We start from the raw sequence: 24,802 nt of genomic DNA on the forward strand, positions 1-24,802 counted from the left end.
ACGAACGGGATTCCCGTACTCGTTCCCGTCCCACTCTTGACGCGGCCCCCGTCCAGCCGGAACGATGCTGCTCACCCACCCAATGGACTGATTCCAGACCATTGAAGAGCCGTCCGACCGTCGAACCCGCCGGGGCGACCGCGTCACGCCGTCGTGGCCGCGCGCACCCCGGCACACCCTCAACCCCCAGGGGTGCCCATGACCGACGCACGCTCACCCGACCACCCTGGCCCCGCCGTGTTTCCGGTGGACTCCTCCCCCGTTTCCGCCGACGAACAACGCCTCCGCGAGCTGGGCTACACCCAGGAGCTGGCCCGCTCGATGTCGGGCTTCTCCAACTTCGCCGTCTCCTTCTCCATCGTCTCGATCCTCTCCGGCTGCCTCACCCTGTACGGGACGGGGATGAAGACCGGCGGCCCGGCCCTGATCATCTGGGGCTGGCCGGTGGTCGGCCTGCTGACCCTCTGCGTCGGCCTCGCGATGGCCGAGATCTGCTCCAGCTACCCGACGGCCGGCGGGCTCTACTACTGGTCCGCCAAGCTGAGTCGAACGAGCGGCCCGGCCTGGAGCTGGTTCACCGGCTGGTTCAACTTCCTCGGCCAGGTCGCGGTGACCGCCAGCGTCGACTACGGCGCCGCCTTCTTCACCAACGCGTTCCTCGACCTCCGCTTCGGCGTCGCGGCCACCCCCGCGCACACCATGGAGATCTTCGCGGTCATCCTGGTGGTGCACGGCCTGCTCAACACCTTCGGGGTGCGCCTGGTCGCCCTCCTCAACAGCGTGTCCGTGTGGTGGCACCTGGTCGGCGTCGCGATCATCGTCGGCGCGCTCGCGTTCCTCCCCGAGCGGCACGCCTCCGTGTCCTTCGTCCTCACCGAGTTCGTCAACCAGACGGGGTTCCACAACCAGTTCTACGTCGCGATGCTCGGCCTGCTGATGGCCCAGTACACCCTCACCGGCTACGACGCCTCCGCGCACATGACCGAGGAGACCCAGGACGCCGCCCGCTCCGGCCCGCGCGGCATCGTCAACGCCATCACCGTCTCCCTGGTCGCCGGCTGGATCCTGCTGCTCGGCATCACCTTCGCGATCCGCGACTACGACGGCGCGCTCAACAGCGACACCCAGGTCCCGCCCGCGCAGATCTTCATCGACGCGATCGGCTCCGGCGGCGCCCAGTTCCTGCTGCTCATCGTCATCGGCGCCCAGTTCTTCTGCGGCATGGCCTCGGTCACCGCCAACTCCCGCATGATCTACGCCTTCTCCCGCGACGGCGCGCTGCCCGGCTCCCGCCTGTGGCACCGCATCTCCCCGCGCACCCAGACCCCGACCAACGCGGTCTGGCTGGCCACCGGCGGCGCCCTGCTGCTCGGACTGCCCGCGCTCTGGAACAACACCGCCTACACGGCCGTGACCTCGATCTCCGTCATCGGCCTCTACATCTCCTACGTCATCCCGGTGTACCTGCGGCTGCGCCAGGGCGAGGACTTCCCGCGCGGCCCCTGGCACCTGGGCCGCTGGAGCCGGCCGATAGGCGTCGTCGCCGTCGCCTGGACGGCGGTGATCACCGTCCTGTTCATGCTGCCCACCGCCAGTCCGATCGACGCCGAGAGCTTCAACTACACCCCCGTCGCCGTGGCCGTCGTGGTCGGCTTCGCCGGCCTCTGGTGGCTGGCCTCCGCCCGGCACTGGTTCACCGGGCCCCACGTCGACGCCGTCCCGACCGCACCGTCCACGCCGTCCGCGCCCGACGCCCCGGACACCGAACTGGAGACCCGATGACCACCCCCCGGCTCACCCTCGACGAGCTGCGCACCCGCGTCGCCGACGGGTCCGTCGACACCGTCGTGCTCGCCATGACCGACATGCAGGGGCGCCTCCAGGGCAAACGCGTCGCCGCCGAGTACTTCCTCGACGACGTCGTGCCCGGCGCCGCCGAGGGCTGCGGCTACCTGCTGGCCGTCGACGTCGACATGAACACCGTCGACGGGTACGAGATCTCCTCCTGGGAGAACGGCTACGGCGACCTGACGCTGCGCCCCGACCTCGCCACCCTGCGGTCCGTCCCCTGGCACCCCGCCACCGTCATGGTCCAGTGCGACGTCGTCCACCACGACGGCACCCCGGTCGCCGTCTCCCCGCGCCAGGTCCTCCAGCGCCAGCTGGACCGCCTGGCCGGCTACGGCTGGCAGGCCCAGGCCGCCACCGAGCTGGAGTTCATCGTCTTCCGGGACAGCTACGAACAGGCCTGGGACAAGGACTACACCCGGCTCACCCCGGCCAACCAGTACAACGTCGACTACTCCATCCTCGGCACCGGACGCATCGAACCCCTCCTGCGCCGCCTGCGCAACGGCATGGCCGGCGCCGGCCTCACCGTCGAGTCCGCCAAGGGCGAGTGCAACCTCGGCCAGCACGAGATCGCCTTCAAGTACGCCGACGCCCTCACCACCTGCGACAACCACGCCGTCTACAAGACCGGCGCCAAGGAGATCGCCGCCCAGGAGGGCTGCAGCCTCACGTTCATGGCGAAGTACGACGAACGCGAGGGCAACTCCTGCCACATCCACCTGAGCCTGCGCGACGAGCAGGGCGCCCCCGTGTTCGCCGGCGACCGCCCGCACGGCTTCTCCCGCACCATGGAGCACTTCCTCGCCGGCCAGCTCGCCTGCCTCGCCGACTTCGCCCTGCTGTTCGCCCCCACCGTCAACTCCTACAAGCGCTACGTCCCCGGCAGCTTCGCGCCCACCGCGATCGCCTGGGGCCGCGACAACCGCACCTGCGCCCTGCGCGTCGTCGGCCACGGCCCGTCGCTGCGCTTCGAGAACCGCGTCCCCGGCGGCGACGTCAACCCCTACCTCGCGGTCGCCGCCCTGATCGCCGCCGGACTGCACGGCGTCGAGCAACAGCTCGAACTCCAGCCGGAGTTCACCGGAAACGCGTACGCCTCCGACGCGCCCCGGGTGCCCGCCACCCTGCGCGACGCGGTCGACGCCTTCGAGCGCAGCGCCGTCGCCACCGAGGCCTTCGGCAAGGACGTCGTCCGGCACTACACCCACGCCGGGCGCACCGAACTCGCCTCCTACGAGCGGGCGGTGACCGACTGGGAGCGGCGCCGCGGATTCGAGCGGCTGTGACCCACGACGACCGCCGGCGACCCCTCATCGGCATCAGCAGCTACCAGGACGACGCCGCCTGGTCCGTCTGGAACCAGCGCGCCTCCCTCGTGCCCCAGACGTACGTCGACGCCGTCGTCCGCGCGGGCGGCACCCCGGTGCTCCTGCCGCCCCAGCCCGGCGGCGCCGGCCACCTGCTCGACGCCCTCGACGGACTCGTCCTCGCCGGCGGACCGGACGTCGACCCGGCCCGCTACGCGGCGACCCCCGACCCGCGCACCGGCCCGCCCCACCACGCCCGCGACGACTGGGAGAGCCGGCTCCTCGGCGCCGCCCTCGCCCGGGACCTGCCGCTGCTCGGCGTCTGCCGCGGCATGCAGCTGCTCAACGTCGAACTCGGCGGCACCCTCGTCCAGCACCTGCCCGACGACAGCCACCAGATCGTCCCCGCCCGCTTCGTCCGCCACCGCGTCGGCATCGCGGACGGCAGCCGGCTCGCCGCCGTCCTGGGGTCCGCCACCGAGGTCTCCTGCTACCACCACCAGGCCGTCGCCCGGCTCGGCACCGGCCTTCAGGCCACCGCGCACAGTGCCGATGGCACAGTCGAGGCGCTCGAACTCAGCGGCCACCGCTTCGCCCTGGGCGTCCAGTGGCACCCCGAGACCGACCCCGACGACCTGCGCCTGTTCCACGCGTTCATCACCGCCAGCCAGAGGGAGACCGCCCGATGACCGAACCTGACCTCTTCGAGGTCGTCAACCCCGCCACCGAGGAGGTGATCACCACCGTCGAACTGGCCGGCCTCGCCGAGACCGACGCCGCCGTCGCCCGCGCCCGCGCCGCCTTCGACACCTGGCGCCGGGTGGCCCCCGCCGACCGCGCCCGGTTGCTGCGCGCCTTCGCCGCCGCCGTCGACGCCGACCGCGAGCACCTCGCCGCCCTGGAGGTCGCCAACGCCGGGCACACCATCGGCAACGCCCGCTGGGAGGCGGGCAACGCGCGGGACGTCATCGAGTACTACGCCGCCGCCCCCGAGCGCCTGTTCGGCCGGCAGATCCCCGTCGCCGGCGGCATCGACGTCACCTTCCAGGAGCCGATCGGCGTCGTCGGGGTCATCGTGCCCTGGAACTTCCCCATGCCGATCGCCGCCTGGGCCCTCGCCCCGGCGCTCGCCGCCGGCAACACCGTCATCGTCAAACCGGCCGAGCTCACCCCGCTCACCGCGCTGCGCCTCGGCGAACTCGCCCTGGCGGCCGGGATCCCCGAGGGCGTGCTCCAGGTCCTGCCCGGCCGCGGCCCGGTCGTCGGACAGCACTTCGTCACCCACCCCGACGTGCGCAAGGTCGTGTTCACCGGCTCGACGAGGGTCGGCAAGGAGATCATGGCGGGCTGCGCCGCCCAGGTGAAGCCCGTCACCCTCGAACTCGGCGGCAAGAGCGCCAACATCGTCTTCGCCGACGCCGACCTCGCCAAGGCCGCCGCGACCGCGCCCTACGCCGTCTTCGACAACGCCGGCCAGGACTGCTGCGCCCGCTCCCGGATCCTCGTCGAGGCCTCCGTGTTCGACGACTTCATGGCGCTCCTGGAGCCGGCCGTCCGCGGCGTGCGGGTCGGCGACCCGACCGACGAGAAGACCGAGATGGGCCCGCTGATCTCGGCCGCCCACCGCGAGCGGGTCTCCTCGTACGTCCCGGACGCGTCGGCCGTCGCCTTCCGCGGCAGCGCCCCCGACGGGCCCGGCTTCTGGTACCCGCCGACCGTCCTCGCGCCCGTGCGGCACGACGACCGCGCCTTCACCGAGGAGATCTTCGGCCCGGTCGTCGCCGTCGTCCCGTTCCGCGACGAGGAGGACGCCCTGCGCATCGCCAACGCCACCGAGTACGGCCTGTCCGGCTCCATCTGGACCCGGGACCTCGGCCGCGCCCTGCGGGTCTCGCGCGGCGTCGACGCCGGCAACCTCTCCGTCAACTCGCACTCCTCGGTGCGCTACACCACGCCGTTCGGCGGCTTCAAGCAGTCCGGCCTCGGCCGCGAGCTCGGCCCGGACGCCCTCGACGCCTTCACCCAGACCAAGAACGTCTTCATCTCCACGGAGGAATGATCAGCATGACCCAGCGACTCGACGGCCGCGTGGCCGTCATCACCGGCGCCGGCAGCGGCATCGGCCTGGCGACCGCCCGCCGCTTCGCCGCCGAGGGCGCGAAGGTGGTCTGCGTCGACCTCGACCCCGAGACCGGCGCCAAGGCCGCCAACGAGGTCGGCGGCCTGTTCATCCAGGCCGACGTCACCGACGAGGCCGCGGTGCGCGACCTCTTCCAGCGGGCCGTCGACGAGTACGGCCGCCTCGACATCACCTTCAACAACGCGGGCATCTCCCCGCCGGACGACGACTCCATCCTCACCACCGGCCTGGAGGCCTGGAAGCGCGTCCAGGAGGTCAACCTCACCAGCGTCTACCTGTGCTGCAAGTACGCGATCCCGCACATGCAGCGCCAGGGCAAGGGCTCGATCATCAACACGGCGTCGTTCGTCGCCGTGATGGGCGCGGCCACCTCGCAGATCTCCTACAGCGCCTCCAAGGGCGGCGTGCTGGCCATGTCCCGCGAGCTGGGCGTGCAGTTCGCCCGCGAGGGCATCCGCGTCAACGCCCTGTGCCCCGGGCCGGTGAACACCCCGCTGCTCCAGGAGCTCTTCGCCAAGGACCCGGAGCGGGCCGCCCGCCGCCTGGTCCACATCCCGCTGGGCCGCTTCGCCGAGCCCGAGGAGATCGCCGCCGCGGTGGCCTTCCTCGCCTCCGACGACTCCTCCTTCATGACCGCCAACACCTTCCTCGTCGACGGCGGCATCTCCGGCGCGTACGTGACGCCGCAGTAGCCCCGCCGACACCGCCGGCGCGCCCGCCCCCTGCCGTGGGGGAGGGCGCGCCGGCGGCGTTTCAGGCGTCTGAGCCGTCGAGGGCGGTGTCGGGGATCCAGGAGCCGTGGATGCCCGCGGTCACCCGGCGGGGGAGGTGGACGGCGGCGACCCGGTCCAGGCCGGCCGCGTCGAGGACGAGGAGCTGCGAGGCGTCCTGCTTGAGGTCGGAGACGACGGTGAGCAGGTAGCCGTCGTCCTCGTGGACGGCGCCGGCGGCGGGGACGAAGACGGCCTCGCTGGGCAGGCGGGCGTCGCCGACCCGGTGGATGCGGCGGGCGCCGGTGGTGCGGTCGTACTTGACCACGCCGTAGCCGCCGTAGCCCTTCTCGTCGGGGAAGGAGACGGCGTACTGGTAGCGGTTCTCGACCCCGAGGTAGTCCTCGTTGAGGGTCGGGAACTCCACCGGGAGGTCGTCGACGATCCGCTCGTCGACGCTGCCCGCCGCCAGGTCGATCACCCAACGGCGGGTGTAGGAGCGGGCGTTGGGCTCGGTGCCGCGCCCGGGGGCGCCGACCCACCAGTTCCAGGAGAGCCGGAAGCCCTCGCGGTCGACGGTCGGGCCCTCCAGGACGATGCGGCCCTGGCCGTCCTCGTAGGCGGCCGGTGGCGAACAGGTACGGCGGGCTCAGCGCGTTCGGGCGACGCAGCTCGATCACGGCGAAGGCCGCGAGCAGCACGGCGGGGGAGGAGGCCAGTCCCGCCGCCAGGGAGGCGCCCGCGAACAGCGCGAGGCCGGCGGTCAGCACCCGGCGGCGGCCGAGCAGATCGGCCGCCCGTCCGCCCGCCAGGAGGAGCGCGCCGAACGCCAGGCCGTAGGCGTTGACCACCCACGTGGTGCCGCCGTCCGACAGGCCGACCCCGGCGCGGATCTGCGGCAGCGCGACGTTCACGATCGAGGTCGCGACCATGACGGTGAACTGCGCGGCGGCGAGCACCGTGAGCACGGCCGCCGGCCGGGGGCCGGGCGTCGGCGGCCCCGGCCGAGTGCGGTGGAGGTTCATGCCGCACAGACTCGTGCGGGCCGGTGTCCACTATCCAGGCCCGGCAGGAGCGGCGACTGTCCACTCCTGTCCGGGCCTGTCCGGTCGGGTCGGCGGCCGGTTACCCGGCCAGTTCGCCGAAGCTCGCCTCCAGTGCGGCCTCCGCCGAGCTCAGGCGGGCGGCCACCTCGTCGAGCCACGACGCGTCGGCCCGCACCGCCTCCTGGGCCTCCGCGAGCATCCGCCGGAACTCGGCCGGCTGCGGGCCGCCGAGCCCGCGGTAGGACGCGACCATGTCCACCGGGTCCAGCGCGGCACGGAACTGCGCCTCGGTCAACGGGAGTTCGCCGTCGACGCCGTCGAACTCCACCGCGATCGCCCGGTAGAGCCGCCGCGCCTCGGCGAAGTCGAGCCGCTCCACCGTCAGCCCGCCGCCGCGCCCGTACGTGACGAGGGCGGAGGCGAACCGGTGGCCGACGTGGAACGGGACGTCGCAGTCGCGCTGCAGGACGTTCGCCAGCTCCGAGGTCGTCGAGTAGTCGGACCGCACCTCGGCGAGCGCGGCCTCCTCGTCCAGCCGCATGCCGCCCACGATGGCGTGCACCTCCCCGAGCAGGGCGAGCGTGCGGTCGAGGGTCCGCTGCGCCTCGGCCCGCTTGTAGTCGGTGAGGCCCGAGCACACGTTGTGCGCGGCGAGTGCCGTCGAGACGCCGTCGCCGATCACCTCGCTGGCCAGCAGCCGCGCCCGGTTGAGCGCGACGGGGTTGCGCTTCTGGGGCATCAGGGTGCTGGGGCTGAGGAGGTCGGTGTTGTCCAGGGTGATCCACGGCCGAGCGTGGTGGTACTGCGCGTGCACGTCCTGGACGAAGGTGCCGAGGGACAGCGCCAGCGTCATGGCGTTCGCCGCCACCTCGAACCCGATGTCGATCGGCGAGAGCTGGGCCGCGTCGAAGGAGTTCTGCACGGGCTCGTCGAAGCCGAGCAGCTCGGCCAGCCGCACCCGGTTGACGGGGAAGCTCGACGTCGCGAGGGCCGCCGCCCCGAGCGGGCACCGGTTGACGCGCGGATAGGCCTCGGCCAGGCGCAGGGCCGAGCGCCGGAGGGTCGCCTCGTAGCCGAGGAGGAGGTGTCCGAAGGTGGTCGGCTGGGCCTGGACGCCGTTGGTGTACGCGGGCACGATCGCCGTCCCGTACCGCTCGGCGAGCGCGAGCAGTCCGGTGCGCAGCTCGCCGAGTGCGCGGTGGACGAGGACGAGGCGGTCGCGCAGGAGCAGCCGGTAGACGGTGGGCAGCATGTCCTGACGGCTGCGCCCGGAGTGGATGCGGGAGCTGTCGGGGCCCACCAGGTTCCGGACCAGTGGCTCGACGTGAAGGTAGTCGGTCGGCCGGTCGGCCCCGGGTGCCTCGGCGTCGGAGACGACCTTGGCGATCGCGGCCGCCGTCCGGGCGCCGACCTCGCGCGGTGCGATGCCCTCCTCGACGGTCATCACCGTCGAGGCCTTGTCCAGCCGGCAGAGCCAGAAGAACGTGTCCCGGCTGTTCAGGTCGGTCGTGTCGGTCATGAAACGGGTTCCTCGATTCGATGGGGTCGGCCGGCCCCGGCCGACCAGGCGGCGAGCGCCACCAGGACGCTGACGCCGACCACGGCGGCCAGCAGCCCGACGGTCGCGCCCCAGCCGGCGGCGGAGTAGAGGGGGGAGGGGGCGACGGCGCCGATGCTGCCGCCCGCGTAGTAGGAGGTCAGGTACAGCCCGACGGCGCTGGACTTGGCGGGCCCGCCGGCCTCGGCGGCGTAGCCGATGGCGCAGGTCTGGCCGGAGAAGACCCCGGTGGACGACGCCGCCAGGCCGACGATCACGGCGGGGGTGGACGGGACGAGGGTGAGGCCGAGACCGGCCAGGGAGACGACGCTGACCAGGACGAAGGTCCTGAGCCTGCCGATGCGGCCGATCAGGCGGCCGGTGAGCGGCGTGACGACCACCGCGACCAGGAAGACGGCGAACACGGCGCCGATCTCGAAGCTGCTCAGCTCGAACGGCGGGGCTTCCAGGACCATCCCCGCGTAGGTGAAGGATCCGACCTGGAGGAACAGGATCGCCGCCCCGATGAAGCAGGTGCCGAGCAGCCGCGCGTTGCCGAAGTGCCGCCCGATGCCCTGCAGGCTGGCCAGCAGCGACTCCGAGCGCCGGAACCGCCGCTCCCTGGGCAGCCAGGCCGCCGTCACCGCGAGGGTGACGAGCAGCACGAGGGCCATCGCGACGAAGGACGACCGCCAGCCGAAGTGCGTGGCCGCCGCGCCCGAGAGGAAGCGCCCGCAGAACCCGCCGAACGCCGTGCCGGAGACGTACAGGGCGTTCGCCCCCTGCGCCGCCGCGCCGGTGCACTCCTCCGCGACGTACGAGACGGCGACCGCGAACACGAACGGGATGAACAGGCCCTGGGCGAACCGGCACACCAGCATCGCGGTGAAGTCCCGGGCCAGCGCGCAGGCGAGGGTGGCGGCGAGCGACGCGCCGATCGCCGCCACCATCACCCGCTTGCGGCCCAGGAAGTCGGAGACGGAGCCGGCGAAGGGGGCCATCACCGCGACGCCCAGCGTCGTCGCGGTGATGGTCCAGGCGGCCTGCCCGACGGGCACGTTCAGGTCCTGGGCGAGCTCGGGCAGCAGCGGCTGGGTGGAGTAGATGGTGAGCAGCGCGCACAGGCCGAGCAGGAAGACGGCCGTCCGGGCCTTCGGGGACAGCGGCCCGGCGGCGTCGGGATCAGTCGACACTACGCGGACTCGGAGGCGGACCCGGCGCGGGCGAGCAGCCAGGTCAAGTGCCGCTGCACGGCGGGCCATTCGCCGTTGATGACGCTGTAGTAGCAGGTGTCCCGCAGGGTCCCGTCCGGCAGGACGAGGTGGTTGCGCCAGACGCCCTCCAGCTTCGCCCCGAGCCGCTCGATCGCGCGCCGGCTGGGCTGGTTGAAGAAGGCGGTCCGGAAGCCGACCGCGATGCAGTCCTGCTGCTCGAACGCGTGCCGGAGCAGCAGCAGCTTCGCCTCGGTGTTGAGCGAGGTGCGCTGCACGCTCCTGCGGTACCAGGTGTGCCCGATCTCCAGCCGGCGGTTGGCGGCGTCGACGTTCATGTAGGCGGTCATGCCCGCGATCCGGCCCTGGGCGTCGAGCACGGTGAAGGGCACCATCCGCCCCTCCTCGGCGAGCCCGAGGCGCCACTCGATCTCCTGCCGCATGCCGTCGGGGGAGGGCACGGCGGCGAACCAGGTGTCCCACACCTTGCCGTCCTCGACGGCGTCGACGAGCTCGGCCTCGTGGCCGGCTTCGAGCGGGACCAGCGTCACGTGGTCGCCCTTGACCGTGAACGGCGTTATCCAGGGGGCTCGTTGCTGGGTGGTGGTCATCGTCGTCTCCAAGGGTCTTGAGGAAGGGTCCCGGCCGTCAGGCCTGCTGCGGGGACCGCTGCGGCGCGGGCAGGTGGTCGACCATGGCCTGGACGGCCGCGGCGGCGTCCGCGGTGATCCGGGAGTCGACGCCGGGGGCCGGCAGCATGTTGGTGAAGTAGTGCGCGCCTTCGGTGATGTGGCCGAGCGCGCAGATGTTCGGCACGACCGAGCCCTCCGCGTCGATCAGCCGTCCGGCGGTGTCGACGTCGAAGCCGCCCGGCCGGAACCAGCCGTTCGCGAAGGGACGGGCGTGGCCGGCCGACAGCAGCGACCGCGTCAGCGGCGAGGCGTCGTGCTCGGGCAGGAACGGGTCGACGCTCGCCCCGACGAGCACGTCGAAGCGGGTGGGCGGTGAGGACTGCAGGGCGCTGTCGAGGACGAACTCGGCGCTCTCCGGGTCGAGTCGGGCCGTCGCCCCGGGGCCCGCGCCGAGGTGCAGGACCCCGGCGGCGAACAGGGCGCGCCACTCGCGCGACCTGGAGGCGGGCGGCCCGGCCGCCACGGCGTTCAGCATCGGGGCGTACACCCGGCAGAACCGCTGGTGCGAGGCCGGAGTCAGCCCCCGGTGCTCGACGGCCAGCCGGAGCTCGTCGCGCAGGTCGCGCAGGGCGTCGGCGGCGGCCTTGACCGGGTTCTTCAGGTTCCCCTCGGCGGCGCGGCGCTCGTCCGTCGCGAGGAAGCCGACGAGGTCCGACTGGTACGCGCCGAGCGTTCTGGGCGGGCCCGGCTCGGGGCGGCGGAGCAGGGAGTCGACCTCCGGGAGGTCCGCCGGTCCTCCCACGGCTTCGGCGGCCGCTCGCAGCTCGGCCCGCAGCAGGGGGAGCAGGTGGCTCTCGAAGTCGAGCTGACCGTGGGTCCGGCGCAGGTTCCGCAGCTCGTCCGCCGTCAGGACCGAGGGCCGGTGCGCGTCCGCCGGGGTCTTCTGGTTGACGGCCCGGGGAGAGAAGACCCGGCCACTGCGCGAGTAGACGTGGATCCGGGGTTCGTCGCCGCTCGGACGGTAGACGGGCTCCCCGTCCGCCCCCGTGACGAACCGTCCGCCGCGGCCGACGGTCAGACTGGCGACGGCGTCGATCGCCGACAGCCCCATGCCGCGCACCGCGACGCGCGCGCCGGCTTCGATGGTGTCGAGTTTCTGCAGCGGGTAGCAGTTGCGGACGTACCGCAGCCGGGGGTTGGCCCGGTGGTGGTCGGCGACGAACTGCTGGACCGCCTGGTCCTCCTCCGTCGGGTGGTTCGTCCCGTGGCCGGTGGTGAGGAAGACGAAGTCCGCGGCGACGATCGCGCCGTCCGACAGGTTGAGGACCCAGGACCGGTCCCGCAGGGCCCGCAGCGTGTGCGCGCTCGCCCGGTGCTCGTGGACTCTGATCGTGTCGGGCGCTTGTCGGCGCAGGAGCCGGTAGGAGTGGGCCAGGTAGCGGCCGAGGACGCCGCGCGGCAGGTAGGTGTTCTCGGGGACGCCGGCCCATTCGGCCAGGCCGGGGCCGGAGGCCGGCTGCCCGGGAGCGCTGGAGTCACCGGTGCGGAACACCGTGACCTGGCCGGCGATGGTGTTCATGAGCAGGTGGTTCGGCTGGCTCGGGTAATGAGTCCCTGAACCCGGGTGATTCGGGTCGATCAGATGGATCGACAGGCTTTCCCAGGGGATCTGTGGTATTCCGCAGATCCGCTCCAGAATGCTGAGTCCGCGCGGGCCGCCGCCCACGATGGCAATGGAGACGTGCTTTGAAGTCACAGTAACCCCAGGGTTAAGAAGCGGTCATTGCGCGGGGACTGTTGAGGTCTGACCTGGCAGTCGGCGTGGCGGGAGAGGGAATGAAGCGTCATGGCGACGAACTCCAGGTGATTTTCGGTGACTTCCGTGCAGCGGTGCGGGCACGGGCGGGCCGGCCTCGAATAGCCGTCGGACGGGCGGAGCGCGTCCCCTCAATGCTCAACGGGTCGCGCACGAAGTCCGGTTCAACGGAATTTATTCAACCGGAGCGCCGTCCTGACGGCAAGTGAGGAAAATGTGCCCTTGGGGCCGATGATTTGTGAACGTACGACCGGCGTCGTCGAAGCGCGGCCGCAACGGCTGCGGGAACGCGCAGGCCCCGGCGGTCCGACAGCCGGGGCCTGCACGGGGTGGTTCGACAGCCGCAGCGGCGTGATCAGCCGCCGGTGCGGGGCGCGAAGACGCCGAAGGCGGCGCCCTGCGGGTCGCGGATCACCGCGATCCTCGGGCCGTTCTCCATCTCCACGTCGACGGGCCCGTGCAGGACCTCGGCCCCGAGGCGGCCCGCCGTCGCCGCGGACGCGTCCACGTCGGCGACGAGGAAGTGCGGGATCCAGTGGGACGGGATCTCGGGCGGGAACTGGTCGCCCATCTCCATCACCCCGCCGAACATCTCGCCGGCCAGTCCGACCATCGGGTAGACGTCGTTCGGCCAGACCTGCCAGTCGAAGGCGGACTTGTAGAAGTCCACGGCGGCGTTGCGGTCCCTGGTGGACAGGTCCGCCCAGCCGAAGGCGTTCGGCTCGTTCACCACGCCGAAGCCCTGGAAGGCCCGGGCCCGCCAGACCGCGAACGGGGCGCCGGTCGGGTCGCTGAGCAGCGCCCAGCGGCCGAGGTCGCCGATCTCCATCGGGCCCATCCACACCTGGGCGCCCGCGGCCTTGGCGGTCTCGCAGGTGGCGTCGGTGTCGGTGGTGGCGAACGACAGCAGCCACATCACCGGCTGCTGGGGGTTCATCAGCGGGGCGGCGCCCGCGGCGGGGGAGCCGCCGAGGGAGAAGGTCGTGTAGCCGCCGTACTGGGGGTCCGGGTCGGTCTCGGCGGTCCAGCCGAACAGTTCCCCGTAGAACCGCTCGGCGCCGTCCATGTCCTTGACGCTCAGCTGTGCCCAGCAGGGGGAGCCGGGGATGATCTCGGTCACCTTCAACGCGGGAGCCTTTCGAGTCGGGGTCGGGGCAGACCGACCATATCGGGTCATTCCTCGGATAACGGGCAGCCGACCGCGAAGTCCCGGGATCATTCGGCCGGTGTCCGGGGCGTGTTCGGCCGGACCGCTCCGCAAGTGGTCCAGACCTATTGACGGGCCTTGCCGCCCCTCCTACGATCCGGACCGGCACAGCCCCACATGTCCCCCCACCTCACCCAGAGCCGGGCGTCACGCCCCCACGTGTCGGTCATGTCCATGACGCTCGGCGGGAAGGGAGCACCGCATGTTCCATCGGAGGCCGCACGGCCCACGCCCGCAGCGCGCGGTCCTGGCACGCGCACCCCAGGTGAACCGCACGAGCCGCGCCGAGCACGGGCCGACCCTCCTGGGGCGGTCCCTCGCCGGGGTGAGCGCCGCCGCCGTCATCGGCGCCGGCCTCGCCGCGGTCGGCTCCGTCACCGCCGGGGCCGCCACCACCAATCTGGTGGCCAACCCCGGCTTCGAGAACGGCCTCTCCGGCTGGACCTGCACCGGCGGCTCCGGGACGACCGTCGGCAGCCCGGTCCACTCCGGCGCCGCCGCGCTCCAGGCCACGCCGACCGGCCAGGACACCGCCCAGTGCAGCCAGACCGTCAGCGTGCAGCCCAACTCCCAGTACACGCTGAGCGCCTACGTCCAGGGCAGTTACGTCTACCTGGGTGCCACCGGCACCGGCGGCAGCGACCCGTCCACCTGGACGCCGGGCAACGCGTCGTACGGGCAGCTCAGCGTCGGCTTCACGACCGGGCCCGGCACGACCTCGGTCACGGTCTACCTGCACGGCTGGTACGGGCAGCCCGCGTACTACGCGGACGACGTGTCGCTCACCGGCCCCGGCGGCAGCAGCCCATCGCCCACCGCCACGACGCCGACCAGCGCGCCGCCCACGTCCGCGCCGCCCACCAGCGCGCCGCCGACCACCCCGCCGCCCACGAGCACGCCGCCCACGAGCGCCCCGCCCACCACCCCGCCGCCCGGCGACACCTGCCCGACGAAGCCCAGGCCGTCCGGCAAGGTCCTCCAGGGCTACTGGGAGAACTGGGACGGCGCCGCGAACGGCGTCCACCCCGGCATGGGCTGGGTGCCCATCACCGACAGCCGCATCGCCGCCCACGGCTACAACGTCATCAACGCCGCCTTCCCGGTGATCCTCTCGGACGGCACCGTCCAGTGGCAGGACGGCATGGACACCAACGTCAAGGTCGCGACCCCCGCCGAGATGTGCCAGGCCAAGGCGGCCGGGGCGACGATCCTGATGTCCATCGGCGGCGCGGCCGCGGGCATCGACCTGAGCTCCGGCACCGTCGCCGACCGCTTCGTGGCGACCGTCGTCCCGATCCTCAAGAAGTACAACTTCGACGGGATCGACATCGACATCGAGACCGGCCTGTCCGGTGGCGGCGACATCAACACGCTCTCCGCCTCCCAGGCCAACCTGGAGCGCATCATCGACGGCGTGCTCGCCCAGATGCCCGCCGGCTTCGGCCTGACGATGGCCCCCGAGACCGCGTACGTCACCGGCGGCAGCGTCACCTACGGCTCGATCTGGGGCGCCTACCTGCCGATCGTCAAGAAGTACGCCGACAACGGCCGGCTGTGGTGGCTCAACATGCAGTACTACAACGGCAGCATGTACGGCTGCTCCGGCGACTCCTACCAGGCCGGCACCGTCCAGGGCTTCACCGCCCAGACGACCTGCCTGAACAACGGCCTGACCATCCAGGGCACCACGGTCAAGGTCCCCTACGACAAGCAGGTCCCCGGCCTCCCCGCCCAGCCGGGCGCGGGCGGCGGCTACCTGGACCCGGGCCTCGTCGGCCAGTCCTGGAACGCCTTCGGCGGCTCGCTGAAGGGCCTCATGACGTGGTCCCTCAACTGGGACGGCTCGAAGGGCTGGACCTTCGGCGACAACGTCAAGTCCCTGCAAGGCCGTTGACCCTCCGCTGACCCCCGCGCCCCGGGCCGCCCCGGCCCGGGGCGCGGGCGTCGTCGTGCGGGCCCCGAGCCCGCGGAGGTGCCCGGATAGGCTGATGGGCGCCCGTTTCCTCCCGTTGTCCCGCCTTCCGCCCGCCCGCGACGATCACCGAGGCCGCCGTCATGCCCGCCACCCCGAACGACTCTCCCGCCGGCCCGGTGCCGGCCGCCTCCCGCCGCCGGGACGCCGCCCGCAACCGCGAGATCCTGGCCGCCGCCGCCCGCAAGCTGTTCGCCCGGGAGGGTCTGAACGTGCCGCTGGACCGCATCGCCAAGGCCGCGGGCGTCGGCAACGCCACCCTCTACCGGCACTTCCCCACGCGCGAGGCCCTGATCGAGGAGATCTTCGCCGACACGCGCACCGTGTTCGACCGGGCCGCCGCCGACGCCCTGGCGGAGCCGGACGGCTGGCGGGCGCTGCACGGCTACTTCGAGCGGATCTTCACCCTGGTCGCCGGCGACCGCGGCCTCAACGACCTGGTCACCGCGACCGCCCGCGACTCCCGGTTCCTCGCCGAACTCTCCGAGCGCAACGCCGCAACGGTCGCCACCCTGGTCGCCCGCGCCCAGGAGCAGCACACGGTGCGCACCGACGTGACCACCATGGACCTGCTGATCCTCATGGGCCCGCTGGTGCGCGCCATGCCCGCCCTGACGGAGCAGCACCCGGACGGCTGGCGCCGGCCGCTCGCCCTCCTGCTCGACGCCTTCCGTCCGGCCGGCGCGACGCACGCGCTGCCCGGTGCGCCGGTCGGCTCGGAGCACCTGGAGGACACCTTCTACCGCCTCTGGGAGGCGTGAGGGGCGCCACTCCGTCCGCAGGCGGGGTGGCCGACCGTTGTGATCATGCCCACCCCGCCTGGAACCGGGGATCACTCCCCGGTTATCGTGGCCTCGGCTTGATACGGGGAGCTATCCCCGTTTCACTTTCGACCGAGGTGCGTGGACATGACGCGGAATCAGAGCCCGGGGCGTGGGCAGCGGGCGGCCGACTGGGCGGACGGCCGGCTGGGGATCTACACCCTGGCGAGGGCCAACCTGCGCAAGATCTTCCCGGACCACTGGTCCTTCATGCTGGGCGAGATCTGCCTCTACTCGTTCGTCATCATCATCCTGACGGGCGTGTACCTGACGCTGTTCTTCAAGCCGTCGATGGCCGAGGTCGTCTACAACGGCTCGTACGTGCCCCTCAAGGGCATCGGCATGTCCGAGGCGTACGCGTCGACGGTGAACATCAGCTTCGAGGTGCGCGGCGGTCTGCTGATCCGTCAGATCCACCACTGGGCGGCCCTGGTGTTCGTGGCGGCCATGTTCGTGCACATGATGCGGGTGTTCTTCACCGGCGCGTTCCGCAAGCCGCGCGAGATCAACTGGGTCTTCGGCTTCCTGCTGCTCTTCCTCGGCATGCTGGACGGCTTCTTCGGCTACTCGCTGCCGGACGACCTGCTGTCGGGCACCGGCATCCGCTTCATCGAGGGTGTGCTGCTGGCCGTGCCGGTGGTGGGCACGTACATCCAGATGTTCCTGTTCGGCGGGGAGTTCCCCGGCCACGACATCGTGCCGCGGTTCTTCACGATCCACGTGCTGCTGATCCCGGGCATCATGCTCGGCCTGCTGGTGGCGCACCTGATCCTGGTCTTCTACCACAAGCACACCCAGTGGGCGGGCCCCGGCAGGACCGAGAAGAACGTCGTCGGCATGCCGCTGATGCCGGTCTACCTGGCCAAGGCCGGCGGCTTCTTCTTCCTGGTGTTCGGCATCATCGCGCTGATGTCGGCGGTCGCCACGATCAACCCGATCTGGTCGTACGGCCCCTACCGCTCCGACCAGGTGTCCACCGACGCCCAGCCGGACTGGTACATGGGCTTCGCCGAGGGCCTGATCCGCGTCATGCCCGGCTGGGAGGTCGGGCTCTGGGGGCACACCCTCAACCTCGGGGTGCTCGTCCCGTTCACGCTCTTCCCGCTGGTCCTGGGCGCGATCGCGGTCTACCCGTTCGTCGAGGGCTGGGTGACGAACGACCGGCGGGAGCACCACTTGCTGGACCGGCCGCGCAACGCGCCCGTCCGCACCGCGCTCGGCGCCGCCTGGATCAGCGTCTACCTGGTGATGCTCGCGGGCGGCGGCAACGACCTGATCGCGACCCACCTGCACCTGTCCCTGAACGCGATCACCTACGCGGTGCGCGTCGGCTTCTTCGTCCTCCCGGTGGCCGTGTTCATCGTCACCAAGCGCTGGTGCCTCGGCCTCCAGCGACGGGACCGGGAGAAGGTGCTGCACGGCCGCGAGACCGGCGTCATCAAGCGCCTGCCGCACGGCGAGTTCGTCGAGGTGCACGCTCAGCTCACGCCCACGGAACTGCACCGGCTCACCGCGCACGAGCAGAACCGGCCGGTCGGGCTGCCGGCCCGGACGGACGAGAACGGCGTGGCCCGCAAGGCCGGCATCCTCGCCCGCACCCGGGCCAAGCTCTCCCACGGCTTCTACGGCGAGGGCAGCCAGATCCCCAAGCCCACCGCCGAGGAGCACCACGAGATCACCAGCGGCCACGGCCCCGGCCACTGACCCGGCCCAGGCTCGTCACGCCAGAGGGAGGACATCGTGCACGACCGCACCGAGCAGCTCTCCGACAGCAGGTATCTCCTGCTCACCACCTTCGGTGACGACGGCAGCCGCCTGGAGTCGCAGATCTGGGTGGTCGCCGACGGCCCGGCCCTCGGCATCTGGACCCCCGCCCGATCCGGGGAAGCCGAGCGGATCCGGCGCCACCCCAGGGTGCTGGTCGGCCCCTGCGACGCCCACGGGCGCCCGACCGGCCGCCGGATCCCGGCCCGGGCACGGCTCTGCGACGCGGACTCCACCGCGCGCTACCGCACCTCGCTGATCAACAAGTACGGCCTGACGGCCCTGCTCGCGCTGGCCCGCAGCCGCTTCCGGGTCGGACTCGCGGGGACGGTCGGCATCCGCATCACGATCGACGACCTGGAGCGGCGGCTGGTCGGGCCGGAGTGGCAGCTGCCGACGACGTACTGTCCGAACTGAGGCACCGCCTCAGACAGGGCGCGGGACGTCGTGCAGGTGCACCTCGCTCAACCGGCCGTCGCCCACGAGGGCGGTCAGGTACGTCGTCGTGGGCTGCCGCCGCCGGTCCGTCGGGGAGCCGGGGTTGAGCAGCCGCAGGCCGCCCGGGGCGGAGCTGTCCCACGGGATGTGGCTGTGCCCGAAGACCAGCACGTCGGCGTCCGGGAAACGGGCCTCGCACCGCTCCTCGCGGCCCTTGGCGGGCCCCGTCTCGTGGACGACGGCGAAGCGCACGCCCTGCAGCTCGACCCGGGCGACCTCGGGCAGCCGCGCGCGCAGCGCGGCCCCGTCGTTGTTGCCGTGGACGGCGACCAGCCGGGCGGAGCTGGCCTCGAAGAGGTCGAGCGTGTCCGTGTCCACCCAGTCGCCGGCGTGGAAGACGACGTCCGCGTCCGCCATGGCGTCGAGGAGCACCGGCGGCAGCCGGCGGGCACGCGTGGGCAGGTGGGTGTCCGAGGTCATCAGGAGTCGCAGCACGGCCTCCAGCATGGCGCACGGAACCCCGGACGCGGCCGAAGCGGGCGGTACGCCCTGTGACGGGTCATGACGCCGGCCGGCCCGGAGCGGCACTCGCCGCCTCCGAGAGTGCCGATTTCGTGACCGTGCCACGCGTCACACGGTCCGATGTCCGGCCGCGCGCCTAGCATGCAGGTCGGCCAACTCCCGCCGGTGCGGGGGAGGGTGTGCGTGACGGGCGAGCGGAAGGCGTGGTTGTGACGGATGACAGCGTGTGTGACCCGGCGACCGGGGAGGTCATGGCGGAGGGGCTGCTGGCCGACCTGCCGCGGCTGAAGGCGGAGATAACCGCGCGGTTGCTGGCCGAGCAACCGGTGTACGGGCGGCTGCCCGGCGAGCAGTTGGAGCACGACGTCAGCCGCGTCACCGAGCAGAGCATCCGCGGCATCGCCCAGTCGCTGCGCACGGGCCGGCCGCTGGAGCCGAAGTGGCGGGCCTACCAGCGCGCCTCGGCCGCCCGCCGGGCGGAGGAGGGCGTGCCGATCGAGGCCGTGGTCGACGCCTACTACCTGGGCGCGCAGGTGTGCGTCGACTTCCTGGCCCGCTACCTGCCGCCCGCCGAGGTGGGCATCGCCTACCGGACGCTGCTCACCGGCCTGCGGGTCACCGTCTCCGAGGTCACCGCCGGATACCTGGAGGAGCGCCAGGCGCAGGCCGGCGAGAGCGACGCGGCCCGGCACACGATGCTGTCGGCGCTGCTCACCGGCACCGACATCCACACCGCGGCCCGCCACAGCGGCACCGCCCTGCCGCCCGCCTACCTGGTGCTCGCGCTGGCGATCGGCACACACCGCGACGAGCTGCGCGAGGACGTCGACACCGCCGTCGCCGCCCGCCGGAAGATCCGGCGGATCCGCGCCGAACTGGACCGGCGCACCGGCCGGCCCGTCCTCGCGCAGCTGACCGCCACCGAGGGCGTCGCCCTGCTGCCCCGCACCGAGCCGGAGGCCGATCACCGCCCCTGGCTGGCCGCCGCGATGGAGGACCTCGGCCGCGCCGCGCGGGCGCCGCTCACCGCCGGGGCCGCGGTCTGCGCACCCGACCGGGTGCCGGACGCCGTCCGCCTGGCGACCGAGGTGCGCGACACCGCCGTCGTCTTCCAGCGCCCGCCCGGCGCCTACCTGCTGGACGACCTGCTCATCGAGCACCAGCTCACCCGCCCGGGCGCGGCCCGCGACCACCTCGCCGAGCTGCTCGTCCCGATCGCCGACAAGCCCGACCTGCTGCCGACCCTGCGGCTCTACCTCCAGAGCAACCTCAACCGCCGCGAGGTCGCGGCGCAGCAGCACGTCCACCCGAACACGGTCGACTACCGCATCCGCCGCATCGCCGCCCTGACCGGCCTGAACCCCGCCGAGCACGGCGACCGCATCAAGCTCAGCGCCGCGCTCGCCGCCCTGGACACCCGGCGGCTGGAGCACGCGGCCCTGTGATCCGCCTTGCGACCTGCTCGGTGATCCGACTTGTGATCCGTGACAACTCCTGACCCGGAACTCTGTGTTCGGCACAGGAGTCACCCCGCCGGTGCGCCTCCATCATGGAGGACTACGCGCAGCCCGTCTGCAGAGAAACCCGCCCGCAGCCGCCCAGCAGAGAAGCCCGCCCGCCCACACACCGACGCAAGGACGCAAGGACCACCCTCATGCCCTCGTCGCCCTCACTCTTCGGCCACCGGTCGGCCGGCACCCCGCCGCCCGGCGCGCGTCCGGCCGTCAGCCCCCGGGAACTCGCCGTCCTGCGCCGCCGCACCCTGCGGATCACCCGCGGCTTCGCGCTGCTCAACGGCGTGCCCCTCGCGCTCACGGTGGTGCTCGCGTGCACCGCCGGCGGGTTGCTGGGGACGAAGGTGCTCGGGCAGTTCACCGTCGGCATGCTGCTCGGCGTCGTGCAGGGCACCCTGCTGCTGTGGACGGCCGCCCGCTTCGACCGCCGCGCGGCCGCGCGGTGCGACGCGGAGGCCGAGCGCCTGCGCGCGGGCCACCGGACGGAGGCCCGATGAACCCCGCCACCCCGGGCGCCGGCACCCAGACGATGGTGCTCATCGCCTTCCTGGTCTTCGTCGGCGTGACGCTGCTGCTGTGCGTGCTGGTCGGCCCGGAGGGCGACGAGACGGCCGACTTCTACACCGCCAACCGCACGCTGACGCCGTTCCAGAACGGCCTCGCCCTCTCCGGCGACTACATCTCGGCCGCCACCCTGCTCGGCACCACCGGGATCGTCGCGGTGAACGGCTACGACGGGGTCACCCTCGCCCTCAGCACCGCCCTCTCGCTGGGCGTCCTGCTCCTGCTCGCCCAGCCGCTGCGCAACGCCGGCCGCTACACCCTCGGCGACGTCCTCGCCCTGCGCGCGGACGGCGCCGCGCCGAGGATCGCCGCGGCCGTGGTGACGCTCGCCGTCTCGCTGCCGTTCCTGGTCGTGCAGCTCTCCAGCGCGGGCACGGCCACCGCGCTCATGCTCGGGCTCACCCACAGCGGCGTGCAGCAGTTCTGCACCGTGCTGGTCGGCATGCTGATGGTCTGCTACACGGTGCTCGGCGGCATGAAGGGCACCAGCCTGGTCCAGATCGTCAAGGTCGTGCTGACCCTCGGCACCGTCCTCGTGGTCGTGCTGTCGGTGCTCGCGCGCTTCCACTGGGACGTCGACGCGCTGCTCGCCGCCGCCGTGAAGGGGAGCGGACGGGCGGACGCCTACCTGCGTCCGGGCCTGCGGTTCGGCGACTCCGCCGAGGGCTGGCTGAACTTCGTCGGCCTGCACCTCACCGTGGTCCTCGGCGCGTCCTGCATGCCCCACATGATCATGCGGGTGAACGCCTCGCCGACCGGGGCCGCCGCCCGGCGCTCGACCCGGCACGCGGTGGGCATGGTCGGCGCGTTCTGCCTGGCCGTCGTGGTGCTCGGCCTGGGCGCCGTCGCGCTGCTCGGCGGCCGGCTCATCTCGGCGGTCGACCCGAACGGGCAGGCCGCCCTGCTGCTGCTCGCGGGCAACCTGCAGGGCGGCACGGGCACGACGGCGGGCGGCGCGCTGTTCACCGCCGTCGCGTGCGCGGTGTTCGTCACCGTGCTGGCGGTCGTCGCGGGCATCACGCTCGCGGCGGCGGCCGCGCTCGCCCACGACGTGGCCGCCTGCGCGGTGCGCCGGGGCCGGATGACACAGGTCGCGGAGGTGCGCGCGGTGCGGTGGTCGGTGGGGGCCGTCGGCGCGGTCGGGATCGCCCTCGCGGTCGCCGCGCAGGGCTACAACCTCCAGTTCCTGTCCTCCCTGGCGGTGACGGTCGCCGCGTCGGCCATCCTGCCCGCCCTCGTCTACAGCCTGTTCTGGAGCCGCTACAACCGCACCGGACTGCTGTGGACGGTGTACGGCGGACTGCTCACCTCCGTGGGGCTGCAACTGTTCTCGCCGACGGTCTCCGGCGCGCCGGACGCGCTGTTCCCGAACGTCGACTTCCACTGGTTCCCGTTGCAGATGCCCGGGGTGGTCTCGGTGCCGGCCGCCTTCCTGCTCGGCTGGGCGGCCACCGTCCGGAGCCGGCGCGGGGACGGCGAGCCCGAGTTCCACGAGGTGCAGACGCGGACGCTGCTCGGCGCGGACGCCGAGTGACGCCCGCGGGCACGCGTCACTTCACCGACCCCGCCATCGCCCCCTGGACGAAAAACCGCTGGAAGCAGAGGAACACCACCACGGGCACCAGCAGCGACAGGAAGGCCCCCGGCGCGAGGATGTCCATGTTGCTGCCGAACTGCCGCATCTGGGACTGCAGGTAGACGGTGAGCGGCTGCGCGTCGTTGCCCGCGAAGATGAGCGCGACGAGCATGTCGTTCCACACCCAGAGGAACTGGAAGATGCACAGCGAGGCGACGGCCGGCGCGGCGAGCGGCAGCGCGAGCGTGCGGAAGATCCGCCACTCGCCGCAGCCGTCGATCCGGGCCGCTTCGAGGAGTTCGGCCGGGATGTCGAGGAAGTGGTTGCGCATCAGGAAGATGGCGAACGGCAGCCCGTAGCCGACGTGGAACAGCACGACGCCCGGGATGGTGCCGAACAGTCCGACGGCGCCCTCCAGTTTCGCGACCGGGATGAGCCCGACCTGCACGGGGACGACCAGCAGCCCGACGACGCCGACGAAGATCGCGTCCCGCCCGGGGAAGCGCATCCACGCGAAGGCGTACCCGGCGCCCGCGGCGAGGGCGACGGTGAGCAGGGTGGCCGGGACGCTGATCAGAACGGTGTTCCACAGGGCCTTGGGAACGTCGCCCCCGCCGAGCAGCGCCGAGTAGTTCTGCAGCGTGAGTTCGGCGGGCTTGGTGAGGGCCGTCCACCAACCGCCGTTGGCGGTGGCCTGCTTGGGCCGCAGCGAGGAGACGAGCAGGCCGACGGTGGGCACCAGCCAGGCCACGGCGGCGACGATCAGCACGGCCTGGACGAGCCCGCTGCGCGTGAGGGCGGCGAGCCGGCCGGCGAGCGGCCTGGCGGGCCGCCCGCCGGGGGCAGGAGAGGTGGTGGTCATGAGTGACTCCCGCGGAAGCGGCGGACGTTGAGGAGCATCACGGGGACGACGAGCAGGAGCAGCAGGACGCTGAGCGCGCTGCCGAGGCCCTGGTCGTTGCCGCCGCCGAAGGAGACCAGGTAGAGCCGGAGCGCGAGCACGTCGGCGTCCTGCTGCACCGGTCCGGGCGCGATGATGTAGACGAGGTCGAAGATCTTCATCACGTTGATGACCATCGTGACGAACACGACGCCGAGCACCGGCGCGAGTTGGGGCACGGTGATGCGGCGGAAGATCTGCCACTCGCCGGCGCCGTCGATCCGGGCCGCCTCGATGGTCTCGCGGGGCAGGTTGGCGAGGCCTCCGGCGATGATCACCATGGCGAAGCCGGCCCAGATCCAGGTGTAGGCGCCGATGATGGCGGGGGTGACGAGGGCGGGTCCGAGCCAGTCGACGCCGCGGTAGGGGGCGGCGAAGTCGGCGGCGGGCAACACCACCGTGAGGGTGGCGGAGGGGGCCGCGGCGAACTGGAAGGTGCCGTCGGCGGCCGTGGTCGTGGTGGCGATCGTCCGTCCGCCGTCGCGGAGCTGGACCTTGAGGCCGGGCAGGCCCTTCTTCCCGGGGTCCAGCCGGCCGGGACGGCCGCCACCGCCCGGGACGAAGTCGAGGAACGCGGTGCCGCTGACGCCGTCGCCGCCGGTCGGCTGCCGGGCCGCCTGGGCGGCGGCCGGGACGGCGCCGGGCTGCACGCCGACCAGTGGCAGCAGGACGGCGCGGGTGGCGGCCGGTGCGGTGACGTCGCCGCCCTGGGCCTGGTCGAGGCCGGTGCCGGGGCGCGGCCGGGCGCCCGGGTAGGAGGGCTGGTCGGTGAAGGTGTCGTGGACGGCGACGGCGGCGGCGTTGAGGACGCCGCGGTGCGGGTCGGCGTCGTAGACGGTGCGGAAGATGATCCCGGCGGCGAGGAAGGAGATCGCCATCGGCATGAAGACGAGCAGCTTGAAGGCGGTGGCCCAGCGGACCTTCTCGGTCAGCACGGCGAACACCAGGCCGATCGCGGTGACCAGGGCCGGCGCGACGGCGACCCAGATCGCGTTGTTGCGCACGGCGGTGAGGGTCGCGTGGTCGGTGAAGGCGGCGCCGTAGTTGTCGAGCCCGACGAAGCGGTGGCCGGAGGCGTCGAAGAGGCTGCGGGCCACCGAGTAGCCGATGGGGTAGACGACGAGGGCGCCGAGCAGCAGGAGCGCGGGGAGGACGAACAGCAGGGCGAGGCCCCGGTGGCGCCGCAGGGCGCCACCGGATGCCCGGTCCCCGCGGGTGGGACGCAGAGACATGT

20 protein-coding genes and 3 pseudogenes are annotated in these 24,802 nt (G+C 72.5%); 13 read left to right on the top strand and 10 right to left on the bottom strand.

Translation table 11 applies throughout. The features are described 5' to 3' along the window. Positions 1-198: 198 nt before the first annotated feature. Genes ACFVSN_RS18005 through ACFVSN_RS18025 form a run of 5 tightly spaced genes read left to right on the top strand, consistent with a single transcriptional unit; the run spans position 199 to position 5,990 of the window. The gene (locus ACFVSN_RS18005; RefSeq protein ID WP_380492945.1) at positions 199-1,782 is read left to right on the top strand and encodes an amino acid permease; all 1,584 of its coding nucleotides are present in this window, start codon (positions 199-201) and stop codon (positions 1,780-1,782) included. Beyond that, positions 1,779-3,137, top strand: coding sequence for a glutamine synthetase family protein (locus ACFVSN_RS18010; protein WP_380437704.1), 1,359 nt, complete (start codon positions 1,779-1,781; stop codon positions 3,135-3,137). The genes ACFVSN_RS18005 and ACFVSN_RS18010 overlap by 4 nt, the downstream gene beginning before the upstream one ends. Then, complete coding sequence (locus ACFVSN_RS18015; RefSeq protein ID WP_387955970.1) at positions 3,134-3,847, top strand: gamma-glutamyl-gamma-aminobutyrate hydrolase family protein; 714 nt, start codon at positions 3,134-3,136, stop codon at positions 3,845-3,847. Before ACFVSN_RS18010 ends, ACFVSN_RS18015 begins: the two co-directional genes overlap by 4 nt. Then, on the top strand, positions 3,844-5,217 hold the full coding sequence (locus ACFVSN_RS18020; protein ID WP_387955972.1) for an aldehyde dehydrogenase family protein: 1,374 nt from the start codon (positions 3,844-3,846) through the stop codon (positions 5,215-5,217). Before ACFVSN_RS18015 ends, ACFVSN_RS18020 begins: the two co-directional genes overlap by 4 nt. Before the next feature lie 5 nt (positions 5,218-5,222). Continuing rightward, a complete protein-coding gene (locus tag ACFVSN_RS18025; RefSeq protein ID WP_030557237.1) occupies positions 5,223-5,990 on the top strand; it encodes a 3-oxoacyl-ACP reductase in 768 nt (255 codons plus the stop codon). A 61-nt stretch (positions 5,991-6,051) separates the two neighbouring features. Here the strand turns inward: ACFVSN_RS18025 and ACFVSN_RS18030 are convergent. The 7 genes and pseudogenes from ACFVSN_RS18030 to ACFVSN_RS18060 form a co-directional block, all read right to left on the bottom strand. Next, positions 6,052-6,618: pseudogene (locus ACFVSN_RS18030) on the bottom strand (carotenoid oxygenase family protein); the annotation flags it as partial. Positions 6,619-6,745: 127 nt separating this feature from the next. Continuing rightward, positions 6,746-7,033, bottom strand: a pseudogene (locus tag ACFVSN_RS18035) (MFS transporter); the annotation flags it as partial. 100 nt (positions 7,034-7,133) lie between these two features. Next, entirely contained in the window at positions 7,134-8,573 is a 1,440-nt protein-coding gene (locus tag ACFVSN_RS18040; protein WP_387955974.1) for a lyase family protein, read from the bottom strand. Then, on the bottom strand, positions 8,570-9,784 hold the full coding sequence (locus ACFVSN_RS18045) for an MFS transporter (protein WP_387955976.1): 1,215 nt from the start codon (positions 9,782-9,784) through the stop codon (positions 8,570-8,572). The genes ACFVSN_RS18040 and ACFVSN_RS18045 overlap by 4 nt, the downstream gene beginning before the upstream one ends. Beyond that, on the bottom strand, positions 9,784-10,413 hold the full coding sequence (locus ACFVSN_RS18050) for a GNAT family N-acetyltransferase (protein WP_387955978.1): 630 nt from the start codon (positions 10,411-10,413) through the stop codon (positions 9,784-9,786). The genes ACFVSN_RS18045 and ACFVSN_RS18050 overlap by 1 nt, the downstream gene beginning before the upstream one ends. Before the next feature lie 37 nt (positions 10,414-10,450). Then, on the bottom strand, positions 10,451-12,190 hold the full coding sequence (locus tag ACFVSN_RS18055; RefSeq protein WP_387955980.1) for an FAD/NAD(P)-binding protein: 1,740 nt from the start codon (positions 12,188-12,190) through the stop codon (positions 10,451-10,453). A 415-nt stretch (positions 12,191-12,605) separates the two neighbouring features. After that, positions 12,606-13,370, bottom strand: coding sequence for a VOC family protein (locus tag ACFVSN_RS18060; RefSeq protein WP_387955982.1), 765 nt, complete (start codon positions 13,368-13,370; stop codon positions 12,606-12,608). Positions 13,371-13,659: 289 nt separating this feature from the next. Between ACFVSN_RS18060 and ACFVSN_RS18065 the strand changes: the two are divergent. From ACFVSN_RS18065 to ACFVSN_RS18085, 5 genes and pseudogenes are all read left to right on the top strand, one after another. Then, a pseudogene (locus ACFVSN_RS18065) lies at positions 13,660-14,190 on the top strand (carbohydrate binding domain-containing protein); the annotation flags it as partial. A gap of 42 nt (positions 14,191-14,232) precedes the next feature. After that, complete coding sequence (locus ACFVSN_RS18070) at positions 14,233-15,351, top strand: chitinase (RefSeq protein WP_387956221.1); 1,119 nt, start codon at positions 14,233-14,235, stop codon at positions 15,349-15,351. A gap of 161 nt (positions 15,352-15,512) precedes the next feature. Further along, the gene (locus ACFVSN_RS18075; RefSeq protein ID WP_387955984.1) at positions 15,513-16,190 is read left to right on the top strand and encodes a TetR/AcrR family transcriptional regulator; all 678 of its coding nucleotides are present in this window, start codon (positions 15,513-15,515) and stop codon (positions 16,188-16,190) included. Positions 16,191-16,337: 147 nt separating this feature from the next. Next, a complete protein-coding gene (locus tag ACFVSN_RS18080; protein ID WP_387955986.1) occupies positions 16,338-17,954 on the top strand; it encodes a cytochrome bc complex cytochrome b subunit in 1,617 nt (538 codons plus the stop codon). Positions 17,955-17,990: 36 nt separating this feature from the next. After that, positions 17,991-18,431, top strand: a complete 441-nt coding sequence (locus ACFVSN_RS18085) for a PPOX class F420-dependent oxidoreductase (RefSeq protein ID WP_387955988.1) — start codon at positions 17,991-17,993, stop codon at positions 18,429-18,431. Between the two features lie 9 nt (positions 18,432-18,440). Here ACFVSN_RS18085 and ACFVSN_RS18090 read toward each other — a convergent pair whose 3' ends face one another. Beyond that, the gene (locus ACFVSN_RS18090) at positions 18,441-18,944 is read right to left on the bottom strand and encodes a metallophosphoesterase family protein (RefSeq protein WP_387956222.1); all 504 of its coding nucleotides are present in this window, start codon (positions 18,942-18,944) and stop codon (positions 18,441-18,443) included. 239 nt (positions 18,945-19,183) lie between these two features. Here ACFVSN_RS18090 and ACFVSN_RS18095 point away from each other — a divergent pair, with 239 nt between their 5' ends. The 3 genes from ACFVSN_RS18095 to ACFVSN_RS18105 all read left to right on the top strand — a co-directional run bounded on the left by ACFVSN_RS18095 (position 19,184) and on the right by ACFVSN_RS18105 (position 22,586). After that, complete coding sequence (locus ACFVSN_RS18095; RefSeq protein ID WP_387955990.1) at positions 19,184-20,419, top strand: PucR family transcriptional regulator; 1,236 nt, start codon at positions 19,184-19,186, stop codon at positions 20,417-20,419. 209 nt (positions 20,420-20,628) lie between these two features. Beyond that, positions 20,629-20,985: a DUF485 domain-containing protein gene (locus ACFVSN_RS18100; protein WP_380448447.1), complete on the top strand. Its 357-nt coding sequence runs from the start codon at positions 20,629-20,631 to the stop codon at positions 20,983-20,985. Continuing rightward, the gene (locus ACFVSN_RS18105; protein ID WP_387955992.1) at positions 20,982-22,586 is read left to right on the top strand and encodes a cation acetate symporter; all 1,605 of its coding nucleotides are present in this window, start codon (positions 20,982-20,984) and stop codon (positions 22,584-22,586) included. The genes ACFVSN_RS18100 and ACFVSN_RS18105 overlap by 4 nt, the downstream gene beginning before the upstream one ends. 16 nt (positions 22,587-22,602) lie before the next feature. On the opposite strand, the gene ACFVSN_RS18110 is transcribed toward ACFVSN_RS18105, so the two are convergent. Both ACFVSN_RS18110 and ACFVSN_RS18115 read right to left on the bottom strand, forming a co-directional pair. Further along, positions 22,603-23,490, bottom strand: a complete 888-nt coding sequence (locus ACFVSN_RS18110; RefSeq protein ID WP_387955994.1) for a carbohydrate ABC transporter permease — start codon at positions 23,488-23,490, stop codon at positions 22,603-22,605. Next, the gene (locus ACFVSN_RS18115) at positions 23,487-24,800 is read right to left on the bottom strand and encodes a carbohydrate ABC transporter permease (protein WP_387955996.1); all 1,314 of its coding nucleotides are present in this window, start codon (positions 24,798-24,800) and stop codon (positions 23,487-23,489) included. Before ACFVSN_RS18115 ends, ACFVSN_RS18110 begins: the two co-directional genes overlap by 4 nt. Positions 24,801-24,802: the final 2 nt, after the last annotated feature.

It is taken from the genome of Kitasatospora sp. NPDC057904 (genome assembly GCF_042887925.1).
In the GTDB taxonomy this organism is placed as follows: domain Bacteria; phylum Actinomycetota; class Actinomycetes; order Streptomycetales; family Streptomycetaceae; genus Kitasatospora.

Bases quoted from the DNA above. Each gene is read 5' to 3' on its own strand.
- ACFVSN_RS18100 (WP_380448447.1), top strand. From the start codon at position 20,629: ATGCCCTCGTCGCCCTCACTCTTCGGCCACCGGTCGGCCGGCACCCCG.
- ACFVSN_RS18020 (WP_387955972.1), top strand. From the start codon at position 3,844: ATGACCGAACCTGACCTCTTCGAGGTCGTCAACCCCGCCACCGAGGAG.
- ACFVSN_RS18075 (WP_387955984.1), top strand. From the start codon at position 15,513: ATGCCCGCCACCCCGAACGACTCTCCCGCCGGCCCGGTGCCGGCCGCC.
- ACFVSN_RS18040 (WP_387955974.1), bottom strand. From the start codon at position 8,573: ATGACCGACACGACCGACCTGAACAGCCGGGACACGTTCTTCTGGCTC.
- ACFVSN_RS18025 (WP_030557237.1), top strand. From the start codon at position 5,223: ATGACCCAGCGACTCGACGGCCGCGTGGCCGTCATCACCGGCGCCGGC.
- ACFVSN_RS18080 (WP_387955986.1), top strand. From the start codon at position 16,338: ATGACGCGGAATCAGAGCCCGGGGCGTGGGCAGCGGGCGGCCGACTGG.
- ACFVSN_RS18105 (WP_387955992.1), top strand. From the start codon at position 20,982: ATGAACCCCGCCACCCCGGGCGCCGGCACCCAGACGATGGTGCTCATC.
- ACFVSN_RS18010 (WP_380437704.1), top strand. From the start codon at position 1,779: ATGACCACCCCCCGGCTCACCCTCGACGAGCTGCGCACCCGCGTCGCC.
- ACFVSN_RS18005 (WP_380492945.1), top strand. From the start codon at position 199: ATGACCGACGCACGCTCACCCGACCACCCTGGCCCCGCCGTGTTTCCG.
- ACFVSN_RS18115 (WP_387955996.1), bottom strand. From the start codon at position 24,800: ATGTCTCTGCGTCCCACCCGCGGGGACCGGGCATCCGGTGGCGCCCTG.
- ACFVSN_RS18110 (WP_387955994.1), bottom strand. From the start codon at position 23,490: ATGACCACCACCTCTCCTGCCCCCGGCGGGCGGCCCGCCAGGCCGCTC.
- ACFVSN_RS18050 (WP_387955978.1), bottom strand. From the start codon at position 10,413: ATGACCACCACCCAGCAACGAGCCCCCTGGATAACGCCGTTCACGGTC.